We start from the raw sequence: 18,213 nt of genomic DNA, 5'->3' as shown, positions 1-18,213 counted from the left end.
TGGAAATGGTGCGACAGAAGCGATTGAAATCATCGACGAAGTGGCCAGGGGAATGCTGGGCAAGGGCCTGGATCGCGCTTTTTCCGGTGATTCCCCGGAGCGGTTGCTGAATGAGGCGCCGGATGTCCTGCAGCTGGCCGTGTTCGCCGCGTCCACCGCGGCTCACCGCGCGCTCACCGAGGAGGGAGCACGGTTCAGCGTGCTCGTCGGGCACAGCCTCGGCGAGATCGCGGCCCTGGTCGCCGGCGGCGCGCTGAACATCGCCGAGGGGGCGGAGATCCTCTGCCACCGCATCATCGTGCTGCGCGAGCACGACAGCAGCGGCGGCGGGCTGCTGGCGCTGGGCTGCGCGGCGGAGCGGACCCAGCAGATCCTGGATCTGCTGCCCACCTCCGGGGCCGTGATCGCGGTGGACAACGGGCCGGATCAGACGGTGGTGGCGGGGCCGGCCGACGCGCTGCGGCGCACGTCCGCGATCGCCGACGCCGTGGGACTTTCCGTCACCGAGCTGCGCGCGCCGCACCCGTTCCACAGCCCGCTGCTCGCCCCTGCCGGGCGGGAACTGGGCCGTAGGCTCACCGGGTACGGGCGGCGCGAGCTGGACGTGCCCGTCTTCTCGCCCATCCTGAGCCGTTACTATCGCGACTCGGACGACCTCGGCGAACTGCTCGCCTCCCACCTCGTCACCCCGGTGCGCTTCGGCGCGGCCGTCGAGCGGCTGCACCGTTCCGGCGCGGGCGTCTGGGTGGAGGTGGGCGCGGGGCGGGCACTGACGTCACGGGTGCGGTCGGCGCACCGGGCCGCGTCCGTGTGCACGCCGCTGCTTCAGGACGTGAACACGTTGCGGGAGACCGGACGTTTCCTGGCTCCCGCCGCCACCTCCCGGTCGGTGACCGCGGAGAATCCCGTCACTCGGTCGACGACCATCGAGAACCCCGCTGTCCGGACGATTTCCGCCGACAGCGCCGTCGTCCGGCCGGTGACCGTCGATGTCCCCACCACTCAGGTGGCCGTCGAAGAAAGCACCGCCGTCTCCGCCGGAGGCGCGGCCTCGCAGTCGAGGGAGGCGATCGCCGCCCGCGTGCGCGACCTCTACGCCACCGCCCTGGAGTACCCGGAGGAGGTCTTCGAGGACCATGCCGAGCTGGAGGCCGACCTCGGTGTCGACTCGGTCAAGCGCGTGGAGCTCATGAGCCGGCTCAACCTCCTTTTCGAGCTGGGCAGGCGCCCCGAGGACCTGCGAGTGTCCGACTACCGCACGTTCGGTCAGGTGGTGGACTTCACGGTCGACTCGCTGGCCAAGTCGGACGCGGCATGACGGCGTTCGAGGGCCGGGTGGCCCTCGTCACGGGCGGGGCGGGCAGCGTGGGAACGCACCTCGTGCGCTCGCTCGCCGAGGCAGGCGCCACGGTGGTGCTGAACTGTTTCCACTCCTACGACGCGGCCAAGGAGCTCGCGGCCGAGCTGGGCGGCGGCGTCCGGGTGATCCGGGCGTCGGTGGCCAAGCAAGACCAGGTGCGCCGGATGTTCGACGAGGTGACCTCGGCGTACGGACGGCTGGACCTGCTGGTCAACAACGCCGCCACGGGCACCTTCGTCGGCTGGGACGAGCTCACCGAGGAGCACCTGGACCAGGCGTACGAAACCAACGTCAAGGGCGCGCTGTGGTGTGCTCGCGCAGCCCGTCCGCTGCTGGCGCGCTCGGACAAGGGCTGCGTCGTCAACGTCTCCTCGGTCGGGGCGGCGTACACACCGGCGAACTATCTGCCGGTGGGGTTGTCCAAGGCGGCGCTGGAGGCGCTGACCCGCTACCTGGCCGCCGAGTTCGCGCCGGACGGGATCCGCGTGAACACCGCCTCCGCAGGGCTGCTGGACAACCCTGTCGGACGGATGTTCCCCGGCTTCGACTCGATGAGCGCGAACGCCGTGGCCGCGACCCCGATGGGCCGGCTGGCGACCCCGGCCGACCTGGCGGACCTGGTGCTGCTGCTGGCGTCGCCGGGTGCGGCCTGGGTCACGGGACAGACGGTGGTCGCGGACGGCGGCCTGTCGCTGCACCGCGCGGCACTGTCCCCGGACCCCGGGCCGGAGCCCGCGCGGTCGCGACCGGAACCCAGGCCGGAACCCAGGCCGGAACCCGGATCCGAGCTCGGACCCGTGCCCGAGGCGCGCACAGAGCGGATCCAGGGCGTGGATCCGATCGCGGTGGTCGGCATGGGGCTGGCCGTGCCGGGAGCCAACGATCCCGACGCGTTCTGGCGGCTGCTCACCGAGGGCGCCGACCTGTTCGTGGACGTCCCACCGGACCGTTGGCCGCTGGCGAGCTTCCACGACGACGACCCCGGCGCCCCCGACAAGACCTACCAGCGCCGCTCCGGCTTCATCACCGACTTCACCCCGCACCCCGCCCTGGCCGAGGAACGCCCGGACGCCGGGCTCGACCACACCGCGCTGTGGCTGCGGCACAGCGTCCACCAGGCGCTGGAGGGTGTGACCAGGCGGGACGCCGATCGTTTCACCGCCTGCTTCGGCTACACCCCCGACGGCAGCCAGCACCTGGTGGAGGCGCTGGTGGACCTGGAGCTCGGCGGCCCCGGTGTGCTGCCGCACGGCGACGCCCTCCGGTCGGAGCCGCTCCCGCACCGGGTGGGCGCGAGCGCGATCGACGGCCTGCTCCCGGCGGACACGCGGCTGCTCATGGTGGACACCGCGTGCTCGTCATCCCTCTACGCCGTCGATCTGGGGGTACGCGACCTTTTGGCGGACCGGGCCGAGGTCGCCGTGTGCGGCGGCGCGTTCGCGCTGGCCCCCGGCGGTTCTGTGCTGTTCTCCAAGCTCCACGGTCTGTCGCGTGGTGGCGAGGTGCGCGCCCTGGACAGGAACGCGGACGGCGTGCTGTTCTCCGACGGCGCCGGCGTCGTGGTGCTGAAGCGGCTGTCGCGGGCGCTGGCGGACGGCGACACCGTGCACGGCCTCATCGCGGGCGTCGGGCTGTCGGCGGACGGCAAGGGCAAAGCGATCTACGCGCCTTCCAGCGCGGGCCAGGAACTCGCGATCGCCCGCGCCTTCGACAAGTCGGGTGTCGGCGCCGACGACGTCGACTGGGTGATCGCGCACGCCACGGGCACCCCGGCGGGTGACGAGGCCGAGTTCCTCAGCCTGCGCGCCGCCTATGCCGGCACCCGTCAGGTGCGGGTGACCTCGAACAAGTCGCTGATCGGCCACACCGGCTGGGCGGCGGGCGTGGTGTCGGTCATCCACGCGCTGCTGGGGCTGCGGCACGAGACGATCCCTCCCCAGCATCGCTTCTCGGCCGCGCCGGACTCCTTCGGATTGGCGACCTGCAATCTGACCATTCCCACGCGGCCGGTGCGGTGGCCGTCCCGGCCCGATGGGCCGCGCACGGCTGCCGTGTCCGGATTCGGGTTCGGCGGTACGAACGCGCACCTGCTGGTGCAGGAGTTCCTCCAGGACCGGCCCGCACGAGCGGGTTACGGGGTCAGGAACGACGAGCCCATGGTGATCGTCGGTTGGTCGGCGCACACGCCGGGGGCCGAGGACAACGAGCAGGTAGGCGCGTGGGCGCGCGGACGGCACCTCCAGCCGGACTCGTTCGGCGACCGCTATCCGCATCCGCCGTTCGCCCGTCTGCGGTTGCCGGCGTCCACGATCCGGGCGACCGACCGTACCCAGCTTATGATCATCGAGTGCATGCAGCGGCTGGAGCCGCGCGTCCGCGAGTTCTGCGCCCGTCACAACCGCACGACCGGCGTGGTCGTGGGCCACACCGGTCCCACCCGCAACGCCGTCCTGTACGCCGTGCGCGCCTACCTGGACGAGCTCGATCACCTGGCGGGCGAGCGGGCGGTGGAGCTGCGCGAGCGCGTGGAGGGGCTCATCGGGCCGCCGGACGAGGACTCCTTTCCCGGTGAGATGCCGAACGTCATCGCCGCCCGCCTGTGTGGCTATTTCGACCTGCGCGGGCTCAACATCGCCGTGGACGGCGGTGCCGCCTCGCTGGCCGACGCCTTCGACCTGGCCGGACGCTACCTGGACTTCGGCGACGTGGACGTCGTTCTGGTGGCGGGAAGTAACGGCAACAGTCTGCGGTCGTGGGGCGACCTGCTCGGCTGCGGGCCGATCGGCGAGGGCACGTTCCTGTTCGCGGTCACCCGCGAGTCGCTGGCTCTGGCCGAGGGACTGCCGGTGCTGGCCGTGGTGTCCGTCGAGGCGGTCGCCGAGGACAGGCTGGAGGCCACGGCATGAGCAGGGCGAATCTGCTGGGCGCGCAGGGCGCCCGCGAGTTGATCGCGTTCCTGGAGGGCGGCGGAGACGGGGCGATCGAGCTCAGGCCCGACCCCGGCGCCGGCGCGCGCCTCATCAAACTGAGGAGACCTGACACGCGGGACCCGCGGAAGGCCGGGGCCGCCGTGCGGGACGCGCGGTCTCCGGGGGCCGCCGCACAGCACGAACCGCGACGGCTGCTGGACCGTCACGTGTTCGAGCTGGCCCCCGACCCGCGTCGCCCTGTCCGCACGGCACCCCCCGCGATCCCGGCGGACGCCGTCGTGCTGACCAACGCACCGCGCTTCAGGACGGGCCGCGACGACGGTGTGTCCGCGCACGTCAGGGTGCTTGTGGACGCGACCGACCCCCGTCTGCGCGCGGCTCGCCGGTCGGAAGCGGTCGATGAGCTGCTCGACCTGCACGAACGCGTGTTCTTGAAGGCCAAGGAGTGCGCCGCGTATCTGGACGGCGGCTCGTTCGTGGTGAGCGTCGTGGGCGGTGTGACGGAGGCGGGCGTGCCGCTGCCGTTCACGGGCCTGTTCACGGGCCTGGTCAAGAGTCTGGCGCTGGAGTTCCCCGGCGCCGACGTGCTGGCCACCGTGCACGAGGACGTGCCGCTCGACGAGGTGCTGGCCACGGTGAGCGCCGAGTTGGGCGCGCGGCGGCTCATCCCGGTGACCTACCACGCGGGAGGCATGCGGCTCACACCGAGAGCGGTGCCCACCCCGGCCCCGCCGTCCGAGGTCCCGGCGCTGGGCGAGGACGCCCTGGTCGTGGCGGCCGGAGGGGCGCGGGGCATCGGCGCGCCGATACTGGAGGCGCTGGCCGCGCGCCACCGTCCGCGCCTGGTGGTGCTGGGCAGTTCCGAGTTGCCCGACGACGCCGGTGAGGAGCTCGACCGCAGCGCGTTCATCCGCGTCCAGGTGCGGCGGGGAGTCTCGGTGCCGGAGGCGAACGCCCGGTACGACCGGCTCGGCGAGGCGCGGCAGACCCGGCGTACGCTGGCCGGGCTGGAACGGCTGTGCGGGCCGGGACGCGTCCGCTACCTGCGCTGCGACCTGCGTGACGGCGACGAGGTCGGGCGGGCCCTCGCCGCCGTGGACGGCCCCATCGACCTGCTGCTCAACATCGCGGGTACGAACCGGGCCTCCGACGTCACCGCCAAGTCCGTCCAGGACTTCCGGGCGGTGCGCGACCTCAAGGTGCGTGCGTACCTGAACCTGAAGGAGACGACCCGGGGCCGCGAGCCACGCCTGTGGTGTAACTTCGGCTCGTTCATCGGGCTGACGGGCCAGCGTGGCGAGACCGACTACGGCGCCGCCAACGACTTCCTCAACACGGCCGCCGTGAACGCCGCCGGGGAGTTCACCATCGGCTGGACGCTCTGGCGCGACATCGGCCTGGGCGCGTTGCCGTTGATGCGCGACTTCTTGGAGGGCAGCGGGGAGTTCACGCCGACGCCGACCGAGGAGGGCGTCGAGCACTTCATGGCCGAGCTGGCCGCCGCCCCGGACGCGCCCGTCACCGTGTTCTTCGGCGCCAAGGAGCGGGCCGCGATCAGGGCCGCCGTACCGGAGTTCCTGGAGTTCTCCGCGGGCGCGAAGCGGCCCCTGCCGTTCATCGACCGGACGTTGCGCCACGACGCCGCAGAGCTGGTGGCCGAGCGGACGTTCTCCCTGGACCGGGACGGATACCTCGACCTCCACCGGGTCCGCGGCTACCCGACACTGCCTGGCACGTTCGTCCCCGAGCTGGCGGCGCAGGCCGCGGTCTCGCTCGTGCCCGACCGGGTGCCCGCCGTCTTCGAGGACCTGCGGCTGGAGTCGTTCCTGCGCGTCTACCGCGCGGACCGGCCGGAGGTGAAGCGGCTCACCGCCAGGCTGGTGCGCGCCGACGAGCGTGAGTCGGTGGTGGCCGTGCGGGTGCTGGGGGACGTGGTCGCCCCGAACGGTGTCGTGGTCGCTCGCGACCGGCTGCACTTCTCGGTCACGGTGCGGCTGCGCGACGCGGCGGTGCCCGGCCCTTCGTGGACGCACTGGGACGAGCACGGGAGCCGGCCACTGCGCGATCCGTACCACATGCCGGGATCCGACGTCCTGCTGCGCGAGGTGTTCGTGTCCACGACCGACACCCGGACGCATCCGCTGGGGCGGCGCGGCCGGCTCGCACTCGACGCGCCCGCGCTGCGCCGATGGTTTCCCGACCTGCTGGTCCCGTCCGTGACGCTGGACGGCCTGGTGCGAGTGGCCGTCCTGGAGCGGGCGGGGGGCCGCTGGACGCCGGTCGCGATCCCCCGCTCGATCCGCCGCGTCGACCTGTACGGCGGGCACACCGACCTGACGCTGGCCGCGCTGACCGAGCCGGTGGAGTTGTACGTCACCCCGGTCGACCTCGACCTGGAGGACCCCGAACCGGACAACCGGGCCATCGCGGTCGCGTCGAACGGTGAGGTGCTGCTACAGGCGAAGGACATCGTCGGCGCCATTGTCGGCTACGTGGACCAGGAGACCGGTGAGTACGTCGACAGAGAGAGATTCGACCGCGAGGAGCGCCGATGACCCCCGAAGGGACCTGCCCGGTCGCCCACGGCCCGCGAGGGCTGCCGGTGATCGGCGACGCCATCCCCTACTTCAAGGACCCGCTGGCCTACACGCTGCGCATGCAGGAGCGCGACTCGCTGGTGTCGGTCCAGCTGCCCATCCCGTTCGTCCAGGTCACCGAGCCGGAGGCGATCGAGCGGGTGCTGCGCGTCAACCCGGACAACTATCGGCGGGGCACCCTCTACAAGGGGTTCGTCGGCACGATGGGAACGGGCCTGCTCACGCTCGACACCGATGGCTGGCGCGGCCCGCGCAAGGCGGTGCAGCCGGCCTTCACCCCACAACGGGTGACCGGCAGCGCCCGCGAGGCGATCGCGGCCACGGAGAAACTGCTGCGGCGCTGGTCGGAGCATGCCGCCTCGGGCGCGGTCGTGGACGTCGCGCCGGGCCTGATGGACGTGTCCGCACGGGTGATGGGCATGGCCCTGATCAGCCGAGACCTGTCGGGCACCGACTACTCCCGGGCCGCGGGGATCGCCAACAAGGTCATGTACACCAGCACGATCAAGGGCATCTCCGCGCTGATCCCGTCCTTCGTGCCGACGCGTTATCACCGCGACCGCAAGTGGGCGGAAGGGGTGCTCGACGCCATCGTCAGCCAGGTGATCGAGGAGCGGCGGGCCGCGGGCGAGCACGGCACGGACGCCGCCGGACTGCTGCTGGACGCCGGACTGTCCGACGCGGAGGTGTCGGACAACCTGCGCACGCTGCTGCTGGCCGGCTCCGACACCACCGGCCAGGCGCTGGCCTGGACCATGTACGAGCTGGCCCGCCACCCGCAGGCCCGCCGCGCCGTCGAGCGCGAGGTGGACGAGGTACTGGCCGAAGGGCCGCCCGACCTCGAACGGCTTGGCGAGCTGCCCCAGACGACGGCGGCGGTGAACGAGGCTCTCCGCCTGCACCCGCCGGTCTGGCAGTTCCCCCGCGACGCCATCGAGCCGGACACCCTGGCCGGGCGGCACGTCCCCGCGGGCACGACGGTCCTGCTCAGCGTGTACGGCACGCATCGCTCGCCCGAGCACTGGGCGGACCCGGAGGCGTACGACCCGCAGCGTTTCCTGGGCGACGCCCAGGACGAGCGGCACAAGCACGCCTTCCTGCCGTTCGGCGGCGGGCGGCGTATGTGCGTCGGCAAGGGACTGGCGATGGCGACGCTGGTGACGGCGGTGGCGATGCTGTCGCGGCGCTACCGGCTGCGGCTGCCGGGCACGCGCCAGGTGCGCAGCGGCCACTACATCACGCTCTTCCCCAGCTCGGGGCTTCCGGCGGTCGTGCGGGAACGGACGTGACCGTGACGGCGGTCCGGCCGCATCTGGTGTCGTTCGAGACCGGCTCCTTCGTCAGGCCCGTGCGCCGCATGGTCTGGGAGCCGGTGCCCCACCCGCTCCCGCCACCGTCCCCCGTGGCGCGGCGGCTGCTGGTCCTCGGCTCGGACCCGGACCTGGCCGTGCGGCTGGCGAGCCGCCTCGGCGCCGACGTGTGCGCCCCCGGTCGCGAGCCGGAGCCCGACGACTGGGACGGAATCGTCGACCTGAACGTCACCGGCGTCCCGTACCGGCTCGGCGGCGGCGAGTGGCGGGACGCGCTGGGCAGGACCACCCGCATGGTGCAGCGCCGCTACGCCTCCTGGCGGGCGGAGTCGCGCGCCGACCGATGCTGCTACGTCGCGGTCACCCACCTGGGCGGCCTGATGGGCTACGACGACGGGCGGATCGACACGCCCCTGGGCGGCATCTGGGCGGGGTTCGCCAAGTGCCTGCCACGCGAGCTGCCCAACCTCGCGGTGAAGGTGCTGGACGTCGACACCGCCGACCCGGACGGGCTCGCAGGGCTTCTGGAGTCCGAGCTGGCGGCGTGGGACCTGTTCGAGATCGGCTACCGGCGGGGCGTGCGCCACGCGCTCACCGCCCTGCCGAGCCCGGAACCGCAGCCGCGCCTGGACCTGGACGCCGACGACGTGGTGCTGATCTCGGGAGGCGCGCGAGGCGTCGGCTTCGCCCTGGCGCGCGGACTGGCCGAGCGGTTCGGCTGTCGCGTCGTGGTGACGGGCCGCGACGAGCTGCCCACCGCGGACTGGCTCACGCTGCCGGACGACCGCTACGCCGCCCACCGCCACGCCCGGATCGCGGCCGCCCGCACCGCCGACGCCCTGAGGAAGACGCGGGCGGCGCTCAAGCGCGAGTCGGAGCTGCGCCAGGTCGCGGCCAATCTGGCCGCCGCCGAGCGGGACGGCCTGCGCATCGCGTACGAGGCGTGCGACTGCGTTCGGCAGGAACAGGTGGACGCCCTGTTCGCCCGTCTCCCGGCTCCGACCGTGGTGGTGCACAACGCGGGCATCGACGTGCCGACCAGGCTCGACATGAAGAGCCCCGAGGAGGTCGTGCGCACCGTGGAGGTGAAGGTGTCGGGGTTCGAGTCCCTGACCAGGGCGGTGCTCGCCACCCCGGAGCGTCGGGCGGCGCTCAAGGTCTTCTGCAACGTGGGGTCGCTGGCCGGCCGGATGGGCGGCATGATCGGCCAGATCGACTACGCGGCGGGCAACGAGGCGTTGCCGAGGCTGGGATTCTGGGCGCGGAACACCCACGGGCTGCCGACTCAGACGCTCTGCTGGCCGACGTGGGAGCGCCTGGGCGTGATCGCCAACTACGACGCGGCGGTCCGGTACGTGTCCACCCTCGACCCCGCCGAGGGCGTGCGCCGCTGGATCGACGAGCTGCGCTCCGGCGGAACCGGCGAGGTCATGTTCATCGGTCAGGTGGGCGGCGCGCTGGTGCCCACGCAGCTGCGCGGTTTCTGGCTGTTCACCGGCCACCCCGACCTGCCCCGGCTGCACGGCCTGGCGCACTTCCTCGGCGACGTCGAGGACTTCCGGCCCTTCCACTCACTGCGCGGCTCGATCGTCCACCGGCAGGGCTCCCATCCGTGCCTGACCGACTTCACGGTGGACGGCCGACCGGCGCTGCCGGTGTCGGTGCTGGTGGAGCAGGCGTGCTCGGTCGCCGACTGGGTGGTGCCGCCCGGCTGGCCGCCGCAGCACCTGGCCTCGGTGCGTGACGTGCGGGTGCACCTGTCGGCGCTGGTCCTGGAGGGCGGCCGGTTCACCACGTCGGCGGTGGGCGAGACGACGGAGGAGGGCTGGACGGTCAACGTCACGATCACCGCCGCCGACGGCGCGGTCGCCGGTTCGATGCGCCTGCTGTACGAACCGGAGCCGCCGGCGCTCCCTCCTCACCGGCCGGAACCTCCCGCGCTCTCTCCCCTGGTCCCCGCCCCGTCCGCGGTCAAGGCGCGCGGCGGTGGCCGCCTGGCCTGGTCGGGGCTCGTTCTCGGAACGGCGGAGGACCCGCTGCCCGTCGTGACGGCCGCCGACCTGTGGACGACACCCTTCCCGCCGGTCCACGGCATCTCGCCCGCCGCTCTGGAGGCCGCCGTCCGCGCGGCAGGCCCGGTGAGCAGCGATCTTCTCACCATCGACCGGATCGTGCCCTGCCCAGGGGCGCAGCACGTGGACCGGCTGCTGCCCGTGGAAGGTGGCTGGGTCGGGTCGCGGGCGGGCGAGCCCGTACTGTTCGTCGCAGGGGTGATCCCCGGCAGCCGAAGGACCGGGAGATCGGCGGCAGGTTCCCCGCATCGGTCGGGGTGAGGAGCCGATCGTTCGTCAGGCGGTCTCCTATCGCACTTCCCGGCCGACTCGGAAACGCGTCATCCTCCGGTGACCGTTACCGGAGGGCGGGCTGGGCCAGGTCGCGGACGGTCTCCCGTAGCCGCGACGCCTCGTCCGGGTCCACCGTGAGATCGACGGGCCTGCCCCTCTTCCAGACCGTGAGCGGCTCGGCCGGCGGCTCGTCGATGAGCGCGATGATCGGCGGTACGGCCTTCGCGACCGGCTGGGCGAACACCGCGGAGGCCGCTCGTACGAGACCGCGCATCGGCTGCCTGAAGGGCTCGTACAGTGCGGTCGCGACGACGCCCGGGTTGTACAGCACGTACTTGATGCGCTCGGAGGCGTAGACCGTTCCCAGCAACTCGCACGCCTTGGCTCCCTGCAGGGTCGCGGCGAATCCCCGGTACCTGTTCTTCATCTGGAGGTCGTCCCAGTGGATCCGGCTGCCCTGCCCGGCGCCGCACAGGTTGACGATCACCGGTGCCGGTGCTTTCTCCAGCGGGCCGCGTAGCCCTTCCGCCATGAGCCAGCGGTTGAGCACGTAGAGGGCGAAGGTGCGCTCGAATCCGTCCTCGGTCTCCACCCGCACCGGATTATGCCGGTACGCGGCGATCACCAGCGCGTCGATCGCCGGGTACTCGGCGTTGAGCCGTTTCAGCAGGTCTCGGGTCTGACCGAGTGAGCCGAGGTCGCACCTGACGAAGCGGGCGCTTGGCGCCGCCTCGCGCAGGCGGCGTTCGCCCTCCTCGGTGCTGCCCACGGCGACGACCTGGTCGCCCTGTTCGGCGTAGTGGCGGGCGAGGGCTTTGCCGATGCCGTTGGTGCCACCGGTGATCACGATGGTCCGGGTCATAAGTTGAGGCACTCCTCAAGTTGAGATCGACCTCAACTTAGCTAGGATCGAGGGCATGCGCAAGGACGCGGCACAGAACCGGGAGCGACTCCTGCGGGCGGCCCGGCGGCTGTTCGCGGATCACGGGCTCGACGTGCCGCTCGAAGAGATCGCCCGCTCGGCCGGGGTGAGCATCGGGACGCTCTACAACCGCTTCCCCACCCGGGGCGCCCTGGTGGACGCGGCCTTCGCGGATCGAATGGCGATCGTGGACGGATTGGCCGAGCAGGCGCTGACCATGGACGACGCCTGGGAAGGATTCGTCGCGTTCCTGACCGGCGTGTGCGAGCTACAGGCGGTCGACCTCGGCTACAACGAGCTCGCCGCGCGCGGGGCGGCCGTGGACTGGGAGCGCGGATACGGCCTGATGAGCGGGATCCTCGAACGCGCGCAGCGATCCGGAGACCTGCGCGACGACATCACCCTCGCCGACGTGGCCTTCGTGGCCCGGGGCGTGACCGCGATCATCAAGGCGACGTACCGGGTGGCGCCGGGGGCCTGGCGGCGGCACCTCGCCCTCGCCCTTGACGGCCTGCGCGCCGTCGCCGCCCGGCCGCTGCCCGTCCCGCCGCTGTCGGCCGAGCAGACCCGCGCCACGATGGGGGAGGACTGCTGACGTCCCCCGATCGTCCCGGCAGGTAAACCCTTCCTGACCTGCGAGAGGGTGACCTTCGCCCGCCGGTCGGGCCGGTCGGGATCAGTCGGCGGGTATCCGCCGTTGCGTGTCGGAGAACAGGTTGTGCATGGCGCCGCGGAAGATCTCCGCCTGCAGCGGGCCGATGAAGGAGGTGTGCCCGAACACCTCCAGGACCACGAGACCGTGCAGGTGGCCCCAGACGCTGACGAAGAGGACGGCGGCCTGCGGCGGAAGCCCGCCGAACATCTCGGGCGGCATCTGCTCGAGGCGGGCACGTAGCGCGGGGCTCAGCGGCGGAACCTCGGTGCGGCTCAGTTGCTCGTGAGTGAACGCACCGAACAACTCCCGGTAGAAGACGGTCCCGATCCTGCGGGCACCGGCGGTCGTGCGGCCGTCGGCGGGCGCCTCGTAACGCAGCAGCGGTGTCCCGTAGAGGAGCTGGAACCGAGAGGGGTTGTCCAGCCCCCATCTTCGGAAGGCTTCCGCGGCGATGACGAACCTCGGCAGGTCGCCATGCGGCGGTGCGCTGTCGACCGCCGACCGGACGGCGTCGGCGAGCTCGTGGTACGCCTCCGTGATCAGTGCCGTGACGAGCTCGTCGCGGCTGGGAAAGTAGTGGTAGAGCGCCTGCACCGTCATCCCGAGACCGCGGGCGATCGATCGCAGGGACAGGCCGAAGGGGCCGTGCAGCGCGATCTGCTCCTGTGCCGCGTCGAGGATCTCGCGGGTCGCGGTGGCCCGCCGGCGCCGGCGGAGCGGTACCGGGTCGGCGTCGGGCGTCGCGGAGTCGTCCTTCATGCCCGACACCGTACTGTTTGATTAACACTGTTAGGTAAATCTGGCACTGCTAAATCCGGGTCGATGTCATTAGCGTCGTTGTCATGGCCGTTGCCGAACAGCACGGGTGTGCGGCGGCCGTCCGGTGCCGTCGTTCGGCACCCTCCGTAGGCCGTGGCCGCTGAGCGGTTATGAACGGTCATGGCCGCCCGCAGCGCTCACCCCGGAGCGATACCCCTCACCACAAGGAGTTCTCGTGACTACCGAAGCCGGCATCCGCCCCACAGCCGGACGCCCGTCCCCCTTGGCGGATCGGATCGGGCGCACGCTGATGGCCGTCAACGCGGTCGCGGCGCTCGTCGCGTTCGCGGGCGGCATCATGATCACGGCCAACGTTTCCGACGATCGTCTCGTCACCGAGGCCTGGCGGACGCTCGCCTACATCGTCTTCGCGGGAATATGGGCCATACTCGCCGTCGCACCGCGCAGGCAGTGGGGCCTGTGGGAGCTTCTGCTCTTCCAGAAGGGTGCGATCACCGTCTACTGCTTCGTCATGTGGGACAAGCCCGACGCGATGCAGACCGCGTTCATCGACCTCTTCGTCGTGGCGACGACCGCGGTGGCGTACGTGCTCTGCCGAGGCTGGATCAGCTGGCGGACCGGTGCCTCCGAGTCTGCCGACAGCCGCCGGCCCGCGACCTCGACCGGGTGACGCGCGTCGATCGGGTCGTCTCGGACGTGCCCGCCGAACCCGCGGTCGATCCTCGTCCGTCGGACAGGCTCCGATCACGAACGGCGCGACTTCACCGGCTCCACGGGCTCCGGGGACTTCAGCGGCCGAGGCCGGCGTCCCGCGCGCGGATGATGGCCTCCGCCCGGTCGGCCGCCTGGAGTTTGGTGAGGACCGCGTGGACGTGATTGCGCACGGTCTTCTGGGACAGGAACAGGCGTGCGGCGATCTGGCCGTTGGACAGACCGGCGGCCACCAGGTCGAGGACCTCGTGCTCCCTCGCGGTCAGGCCGGGGAACGTCGTGGTGCCGGCCTGCGGCTTCCCGGTCATGAAGTCGGCGATGCGTGAGGCGAGCACCGCGCCGAAGACCACGCCGCCGCCCGCGACGGTGGTGATCGCGCGCACCACCTCGTCGGGTTCGGCGCCCTTGAGGAGATAGCCGCGGGCGCCGGCGCGCAGCGCGTCGAAGATGGTGCCGTCCTCCTCGGACATGGTGAGCACCACGACGCCGATCCCGGGGCGCTCCTGGAGGAGGCGGCGGGTGGCCTCGATTCCATCCATACCGGGCATCTGTACGTCCATCACGACCACGCCGGGTTCTGTCCGAGCGGCCTGTTCGAGGGCTTCGACGCCGGACGAGGCGGTGCCGACGACCTCGACCTCGTCGATGCTGCCGAGCAGTGCCGCGAAGCCTTCACGGAACACCGGGTGGTCGTCCACCACGAGGACTCTTATCGGCTGTTCGGGGCTCATATCCCGCTTTCTCCAGTGGTGATCAGTGCCGGTGCCTGCCTGGACGGCGCCAACGGCAGCCGCGCCCATACTCGCGTACCGCTCGGTGTCGCGGGGCCCACGCTCACCGAGCCGCCGAGTTCGGCGGCCCGCTCGCGCAGCGACACCAGTCCCACGCCGGTCACCGCCTCGGCGGCGAAGCCGACGCCGTCGTCGACGATCATCACGTCGAGGCACCCGGCTTCGACGTCGCGGGTGAGCGTGACGACGCACTCGCCGGCCCGGGCGTGGCGGACCACGTTGGTGACCGCCTCCGAGGCGATCCGGTACGCGGCCACCTCGACCGCGGCCGGCAGGCCGGTCGGCTCACCGTGCTCCTCGACGCGTACGGTCAGCTCCGGGGGGCGCAGCCGTTCGGCGAGCTGGCGGATCGCGCCGACCAGGCCGACGTCGTCGAGAGCGGGCGGACGCAGGCCGTGCACCAGCCGTCGCACCTCGGTGAGCATGCCGGTGAGCTCCTGGCGGGCGATCCCGAGGATCGGGTCGGCCTTCTCCGCCGACCGGCGCCCGGTGATCCTCGCGGTGTCGATCAGGGACGCGACCGCGGCGAGGGTCGGTCCCAGGCCGTCGTGGAGTTCGCGGCGCAGGCGCCGTCGCTCGTCCTCGACCGCGGCGACGATGCGTTCGCGGCTCTGCTGCAGCTCCTCGGCGAGGCGTACGGCGCGGGCGGCCGCGGCGGCCTGGCGGACCAGGTCGGCGAGGAGTCGTTCGTCGCTGTCCCTGAGGCGGTTGAGGCGGGCGGCCTGGCGGGGCAGCAACAGGCGGCCGATCCGCTCGCCCCGATAGGTGATGGGCAGGGCGCGGATCTCGGTGGGAGGTTCGCCCTCTTCGACGAGCAGTCGTTCGCCGTTGACCTGGGTGATCTCCACGCCCACGTACCGGGTGCGGAAGGCCTGGGCCACCGTTCTGGCGAGGGTGTGAAGCTGGGCTTCCGAGTCGTCGGTGCGTTCCAGCCGTTCGGCGAGGCCGGACATCACCTGGTAGGGGTCGTCCCGGTCTCCGACCACCCGGCGCCGTACCAGCCGCCACAGCCGGTGGCGTAGCTGGGCGTAGACGATCGCGACCGCGAAGACGGCGAGGACCAGACGCTCGCCCTCGTTCAGGTGTGCCCCGAGCAGTCGGCCTGCGCTGCCGAGGACGAGCAGGTCGAGGACGGTGGTCAGCGCGAGCAGGATGCCGTAGACGACGGTCCCGCCGAGCAGCCGGTCGATGTCGACGAGCTCGGGGTACGCGATCCCGATCGCGACCGAGGCGGCCGTGAGGGTGACGGCGACGGTCATGCCGAAGGAGCCGAACCAGCTGGGGAGCAGCCGGAAGGCGAGCATGACCATCAGGTCGACCAGGGCCGCCCACAGCAGCCAGCGCATGGGCATCCGGTCGATCCCGGTCGCCGTACGGTAGCGCCGCACCACGAGGATGAACGGCGCGATCAGGCTCAGGGGGAGGCAGAACTGCGCGACCAGCAGCAGTCCGGTCCAGATCTCGTCCGGCAGGGGGAGATGGAGCGGGTCGAGGTTCAGCGTCCGCAGCGGCGCGGGCATCGGCCCGGCGCCGGAGGTCTCCTGGGCGATGCCGGACGGGGCCGCGATCAGGGTGAGCGGGAGCAGGGCGGTCATGCCGAGGCTGACCAGGGAGACGATCCGCCACCGTCCTTGGGGCAGTCTCCCCTCCGGATACAGGAACAGCACCAGGGGGAGGAGCAGCGCCAGAGCGGCACCGAGCCGGTTGAAGACGTAGAAGGCCGCGGACGCGCCGGGCAGTGGGAGGGCGGGCACGGTGGCGTAGGCGAGCCACGTGGCGGCCAGGCCGTCCACGCTCCACCAGAGGCCGAAGGCCGACATCAGCCAGCCGAGAAGATGCCGCGGATACCTGGCGAGCACCACCGTGCCGGCCGCCGCCAGCGCGACACCCGCCATCGCGTCGAATCCACCGGGCCGCAGGTCGATCACGGTGCGGTGGGCCTGCGGCACCCGCATGTCCAGCAGCGCCGTCGCCACCGCGATGATCACGGCGGCCACGAGGAATGCGAGGCCGGGCCTTGATCGTAAAGACCGGCAAACCATCACAAACTGCACCCGATGAGTGTGCCTCACCAGGGATGGGATGTCCCTAGGACGCGCGTCCCGTTTGTCCTGGGACACCAGAGGGGGCCGGAGTCGGGACACGACGCCCTGACGGCCTGGGTCGGCGGATCACCAGGATCGTCCTTGTCACCGCGGTGCTCCGTACCGCCGAACCACAGGCGGTGCTCCGTACCGCCGAACCGGACAAGGAACGAAGAACGATGACCGAGACCCTCCGCGACCACACGCAGCAGACCACCCGCGACGCCGGCTCGTCCGCGCAGCCGTCCGAATCGACCGTGCGCCGCCTCGCCCTGTGCCTCTCCACCGGGACGCTCATCTGGTCGGCCCTCAGCTTCGTCTACGGCTTCCAGCCCACCTCCGAGATCGGCTGGACGCTCACCGACCTGGGCGGCCTGGCCTTCCAGTTCGGCCTCTGGGCCCTCATCACGCTCATGAGCCGCACCGGTGCGATCGGGGTGACCCGCACCGCCCGCGTCATGCTGGTGGTCGAACGGGTGCTCCTCGCCCCGGCCATGGTGTGGAGCCTGATCCACGGTCTCTTCCCCGCCGCCCGCGACGAACTCTGGCTGGGCATCCTCGACATCTTCTGGCCGCTCTCGATGCTGGGCATGTTCGTGATCGGCATCAAGGTCGTGGTGGCCGGCCGGTGGCGCGGACTCGCCCGCGTCTGGCCGCTCGTCGCCGAGAGCTGGGCGATCGTGTCCATCCCCGCGATGGGGATCCTCGGCGCCTCGCTCGGAGGCGTCGTCGCCGCGACCCACCTGCTCGTGGGGTACGCCACCCTCGGACTCATCATCGCCTTCCGCCCCGAACTGGTACGCGGCGAGAACTGAGTACGCCCCTTCGGCAGCACGGCGTCCGTCGCTACGGGAGCAGGACCCCGAACAACGGGGGGCGAGTCCTCGATCCACAGGAGCAGCCGATCCATGAGGTCGGGACCCCGAGTCAGGGGGACAGGACCCCGCAGAAAGGCCGGGCCGCGCGACGCGGCCCGGCCTTCCGACATGAAACGAGCACCTCGTGCCCCCGACCGCGGAGGATCACGCGGCAACGGACGACAGGGATGATCCGGTCGCGTACCAGGTTGGCCGCTCTCGTGGTGCGGCGGCATGGTCATGTGCCGGGCGTTCCGGGCCGCTCGGCGGCATGGTCGTACTCGGCGTTCCGGGCCGTCTGACGATCGCGGCCGGAACCGGCTCCCCGATCTCGCACCGGGCCCGTTATTCGCCGGTGGCACCGTCGATGCGCTCGCGCAGCAGGTCCGCGTGACCGTTGTGCCTGGCGTACTCCTCGATCATGTGGACGAGGATCCAGCGATGGGTGCAGTCCTGGCCGTTGCGGTCACCGAAGGCGTCCAGCGGTTTGGCCGCGGAGATGACGCGGGCGTGTTCGATCTCGGTCCGCCAGGTGGCGAAGGCCTCCTCGACGGAGGCGGTGTCGGCCTCGTTGAAGTCGGCGTCGTTGTCGCGGTCCTTGTCCCAGAGCTTGGGGATGTCCTCGCCGTTCAGCACGCGGCGGAACCAGACGCGTTCGACGTGTGCCATATGCCTGACCAGGCCGAGCAGGGACATGGCCGAGGGCGGCACGGAGCGCAGACGCAACCGGTCGTCCGTCAGGCCCGCGCATTTCACGGCGAGGGTGGCCCTGTGCCATTCGAGCCAGTTGGTGAGCATGGTGAACTCGTCGCCGCTGAAGGGTGGCGAAACGCGCGTGTCGATCACGGACACAACCTATCCGCCGCCGGCG

Annotated in this window: 13 protein-coding genes; 8 read left to right on the top strand and 5 right to left on the bottom strand. The window is 71.7% G+C overall.

Features of this window, described 5'->3' with window-relative positions; genetic code table 11:
• Positions 1-40 precede the first annotated feature (40 nt).
• The 5 genes from ABT352_RS00650 to ABT352_RS00630 are packed head-to-tail and all read left to right on the top strand — an operon-like array spanning position 41 to position 10,530.
• Entirely contained in the window at positions 41-1,318 is a 1,278-nt protein-coding gene (locus ABT352_RS00650) for an acyltransferase domain-containing protein (RefSeq protein ID WP_350941412.1), read from the top strand.
• Positions 1,315-4,266, top strand: coding sequence for an SDR family oxidoreductase (locus ABT352_RS00645; protein WP_350941411.1), 2,952 nt, complete (start codon positions 1,315-1,317; stop codon positions 4,264-4,266). The genes ABT352_RS00650 and ABT352_RS00645 overlap by 4 nt, the downstream gene beginning before the upstream one ends.
• Positions 4,263-6,845, top strand: a complete 2,583-nt coding sequence (locus ABT352_RS00640; RefSeq protein ID WP_350941410.1) for a KR domain-containing protein — start codon at positions 4,263-4,265, stop codon at positions 6,843-6,845. The genes ABT352_RS00645 and ABT352_RS00640 overlap by 4 nt, the downstream gene beginning before the upstream one ends.
• Complete coding sequence (locus ABT352_RS00635) at positions 6,842-8,176, top strand: cytochrome P450 (RefSeq protein WP_350941408.1); 1,335 nt, start codon at positions 6,842-6,844, stop codon at positions 8,174-8,176. The genes ABT352_RS00640 and ABT352_RS00635 overlap by 4 nt, the downstream gene beginning before the upstream one ends.
• Complete coding sequence (locus tag ABT352_RS00630; RefSeq protein ID WP_350941407.1) at positions 8,173-10,530, top strand: SDR family NAD(P)-dependent oxidoreductase; 2,358 nt, start codon at positions 8,173-8,175, stop codon at positions 10,528-10,530. The genes ABT352_RS00635 and ABT352_RS00630 overlap by 4 nt, the downstream gene beginning before the upstream one ends.
• A gap of 76 nt (positions 10,531-10,606) precedes the next feature.
• Here the strand turns inward: ABT352_RS00630 and ABT352_RS00625 are convergent, their stop codons facing one another.
• A complete protein-coding gene (locus ABT352_RS00625; RefSeq protein WP_350941405.1) occupies positions 10,607-11,404 on the bottom strand; it encodes an SDR family NAD(P)-dependent oxidoreductase in 798 nt (265 codons plus the stop codon).
• 55 nt (positions 11,405-11,459) lie between these two features.
• Between ABT352_RS00625 and ABT352_RS00620 the strand changes: the two genes are divergently transcribed.
• Positions 11,460-12,059 (top strand): TetR/AcrR family transcriptional regulator, encoded by a 600-nt coding sequence (locus tag ABT352_RS00620; RefSeq protein WP_350941403.1) that lies wholly within the window; start codon positions 11,460-11,462, stop codon positions 12,057-12,059.
• Between the two features lie 81 nt (positions 12,060-12,140).
• Here ABT352_RS00620 and ABT352_RS00615 read toward each other — a convergent pair whose 3' ends face one another.
• A complete protein-coding gene (locus tag ABT352_RS00615) occupies positions 12,141-12,878 on the bottom strand; it encodes a TetR/AcrR family transcriptional regulator (RefSeq protein ID WP_350941402.1) in 738 nt (245 codons plus the stop codon).
• Positions 12,879-13,113: 235 nt separating this feature from the next.
• On the opposite strand from ABT352_RS00615, the gene ABT352_RS00610 reads away from it, so the two are divergent.
• A complete protein-coding gene (locus ABT352_RS00610; protein ID WP_350941401.1) occupies positions 13,114-13,569 on the top strand; it encodes a hypothetical protein in 456 nt (151 codons plus the stop codon).
• Positions 13,570-13,687: 118 nt separating this feature from the next.
• Here ABT352_RS00610 and ABT352_RS00605 read toward each other — a convergent pair whose 3' ends face one another.
• Together ABT352_RS00605 and ABT352_RS00600 are read right to left on the bottom strand one after the other, a co-directional pair.
• On the bottom strand, positions 13,688-14,341 hold the full coding sequence (locus ABT352_RS00605; RefSeq protein ID WP_350941400.1) for a response regulator: 654 nt from the start codon (positions 14,339-14,341) through the stop codon (positions 13,688-13,690).
• Entirely contained in the window at positions 14,338-16,389 is a 2,052-nt protein-coding gene (locus ABT352_RS00600) for a sensor histidine kinase (RefSeq protein WP_350941399.1), read from the bottom strand. Before ABT352_RS00600 ends, ABT352_RS00605 begins: the two co-directional genes overlap by 4 nt.
• A 275-nt stretch (positions 16,390-16,664) precedes the next feature.
• On the opposite strand from ABT352_RS00600, the gene ABT352_RS00595 reads away from it, so the two are divergent.
• Positions 16,665-17,300 (top strand): hypothetical protein, encoded by a 636-nt coding sequence (locus ABT352_RS00595; protein WP_350941397.1) that lies wholly within the window; start codon positions 16,665-16,667, stop codon positions 17,298-17,300.
• 387 nt (positions 17,301-17,687) lie between these two features.
• Here ABT352_RS00595 and ABT352_RS00590 read toward each other — a convergent pair whose 3' ends face one another.
• Positions 17,688-18,188: a DinB family protein gene (locus ABT352_RS00590; protein WP_502992731.1), complete on the bottom strand. Its 501-nt coding sequence runs from the start codon at positions 18,186-18,188 to the stop codon at positions 17,688-17,690.
• Between the last annotated feature and the right edge of the window lie 25 nt (positions 18,189-18,213).

Origin of the sequence: Streptosporangium sp. NPDC000563 (assembly GCF_040299985.1) — a bacterium.
GTDB lineage: Bacteria > Actinomycetota > Actinomycetes > Streptosporangiales > Streptosporangiaceae > Streptosporangium.
This window is presented reverse-complemented; position numbering and strand designations above follow the sequence as displayed.

Excerpts from the sequence above, each read along its gene's own strand:
- ABT352_RS00645 (WP_350941411.1), top strand. The coding sequence starts at position 1,315 with ATGACGGCGTTCGAGGGCCGGGTGGCCCTCGTCACGGGCGGGGCGGGC.
- ABT352_RS00640 (WP_350941410.1), top strand. The coding sequence starts at position 4,263 with ATGAGCAGGGCGAATCTGCTGGGCGCGCAGGGCGCCCGCGAGTTGATC.
- ABT352_RS00635 (WP_350941408.1), top strand. The coding sequence starts at position 6,842 with ATGACCCCCGAAGGGACCTGCCCGGTCGCCCACGGCCCGCGAGGGCTG.
- ABT352_RS00625 (WP_350941405.1), bottom strand. The coding sequence starts at position 11,404 with ATGACCCGGACCATCGTGATCACCGGTGGCACCAACGGCATCGGCAAA.
- ABT352_RS00620 (WP_350941403.1), top strand. The coding sequence starts at position 11,460 with ATGCGCAAGGACGCGGCACAGAACCGGGAGCGACTCCTGCGGGCGGCC.
- ABT352_RS00615 (WP_350941402.1), bottom strand. The coding sequence starts at position 12,878 with ATGAAGGACGACTCCGCGACGCCCGACGCCGACCCGGTACCGCTCCGC.
- ABT352_RS00605 (WP_350941400.1), bottom strand. The coding sequence starts at position 14,341 with ATGAGCCCCGAACAGCCGATAAGAGTCCTCGTGGTGGACGACCACCCG.
- ABT352_RS00595 (WP_350941397.1), top strand. The coding sequence starts at position 16,665 with ATGACCGAGACCCTCCGCGACCACACGCAGCAGACCACCCGCGACGCC.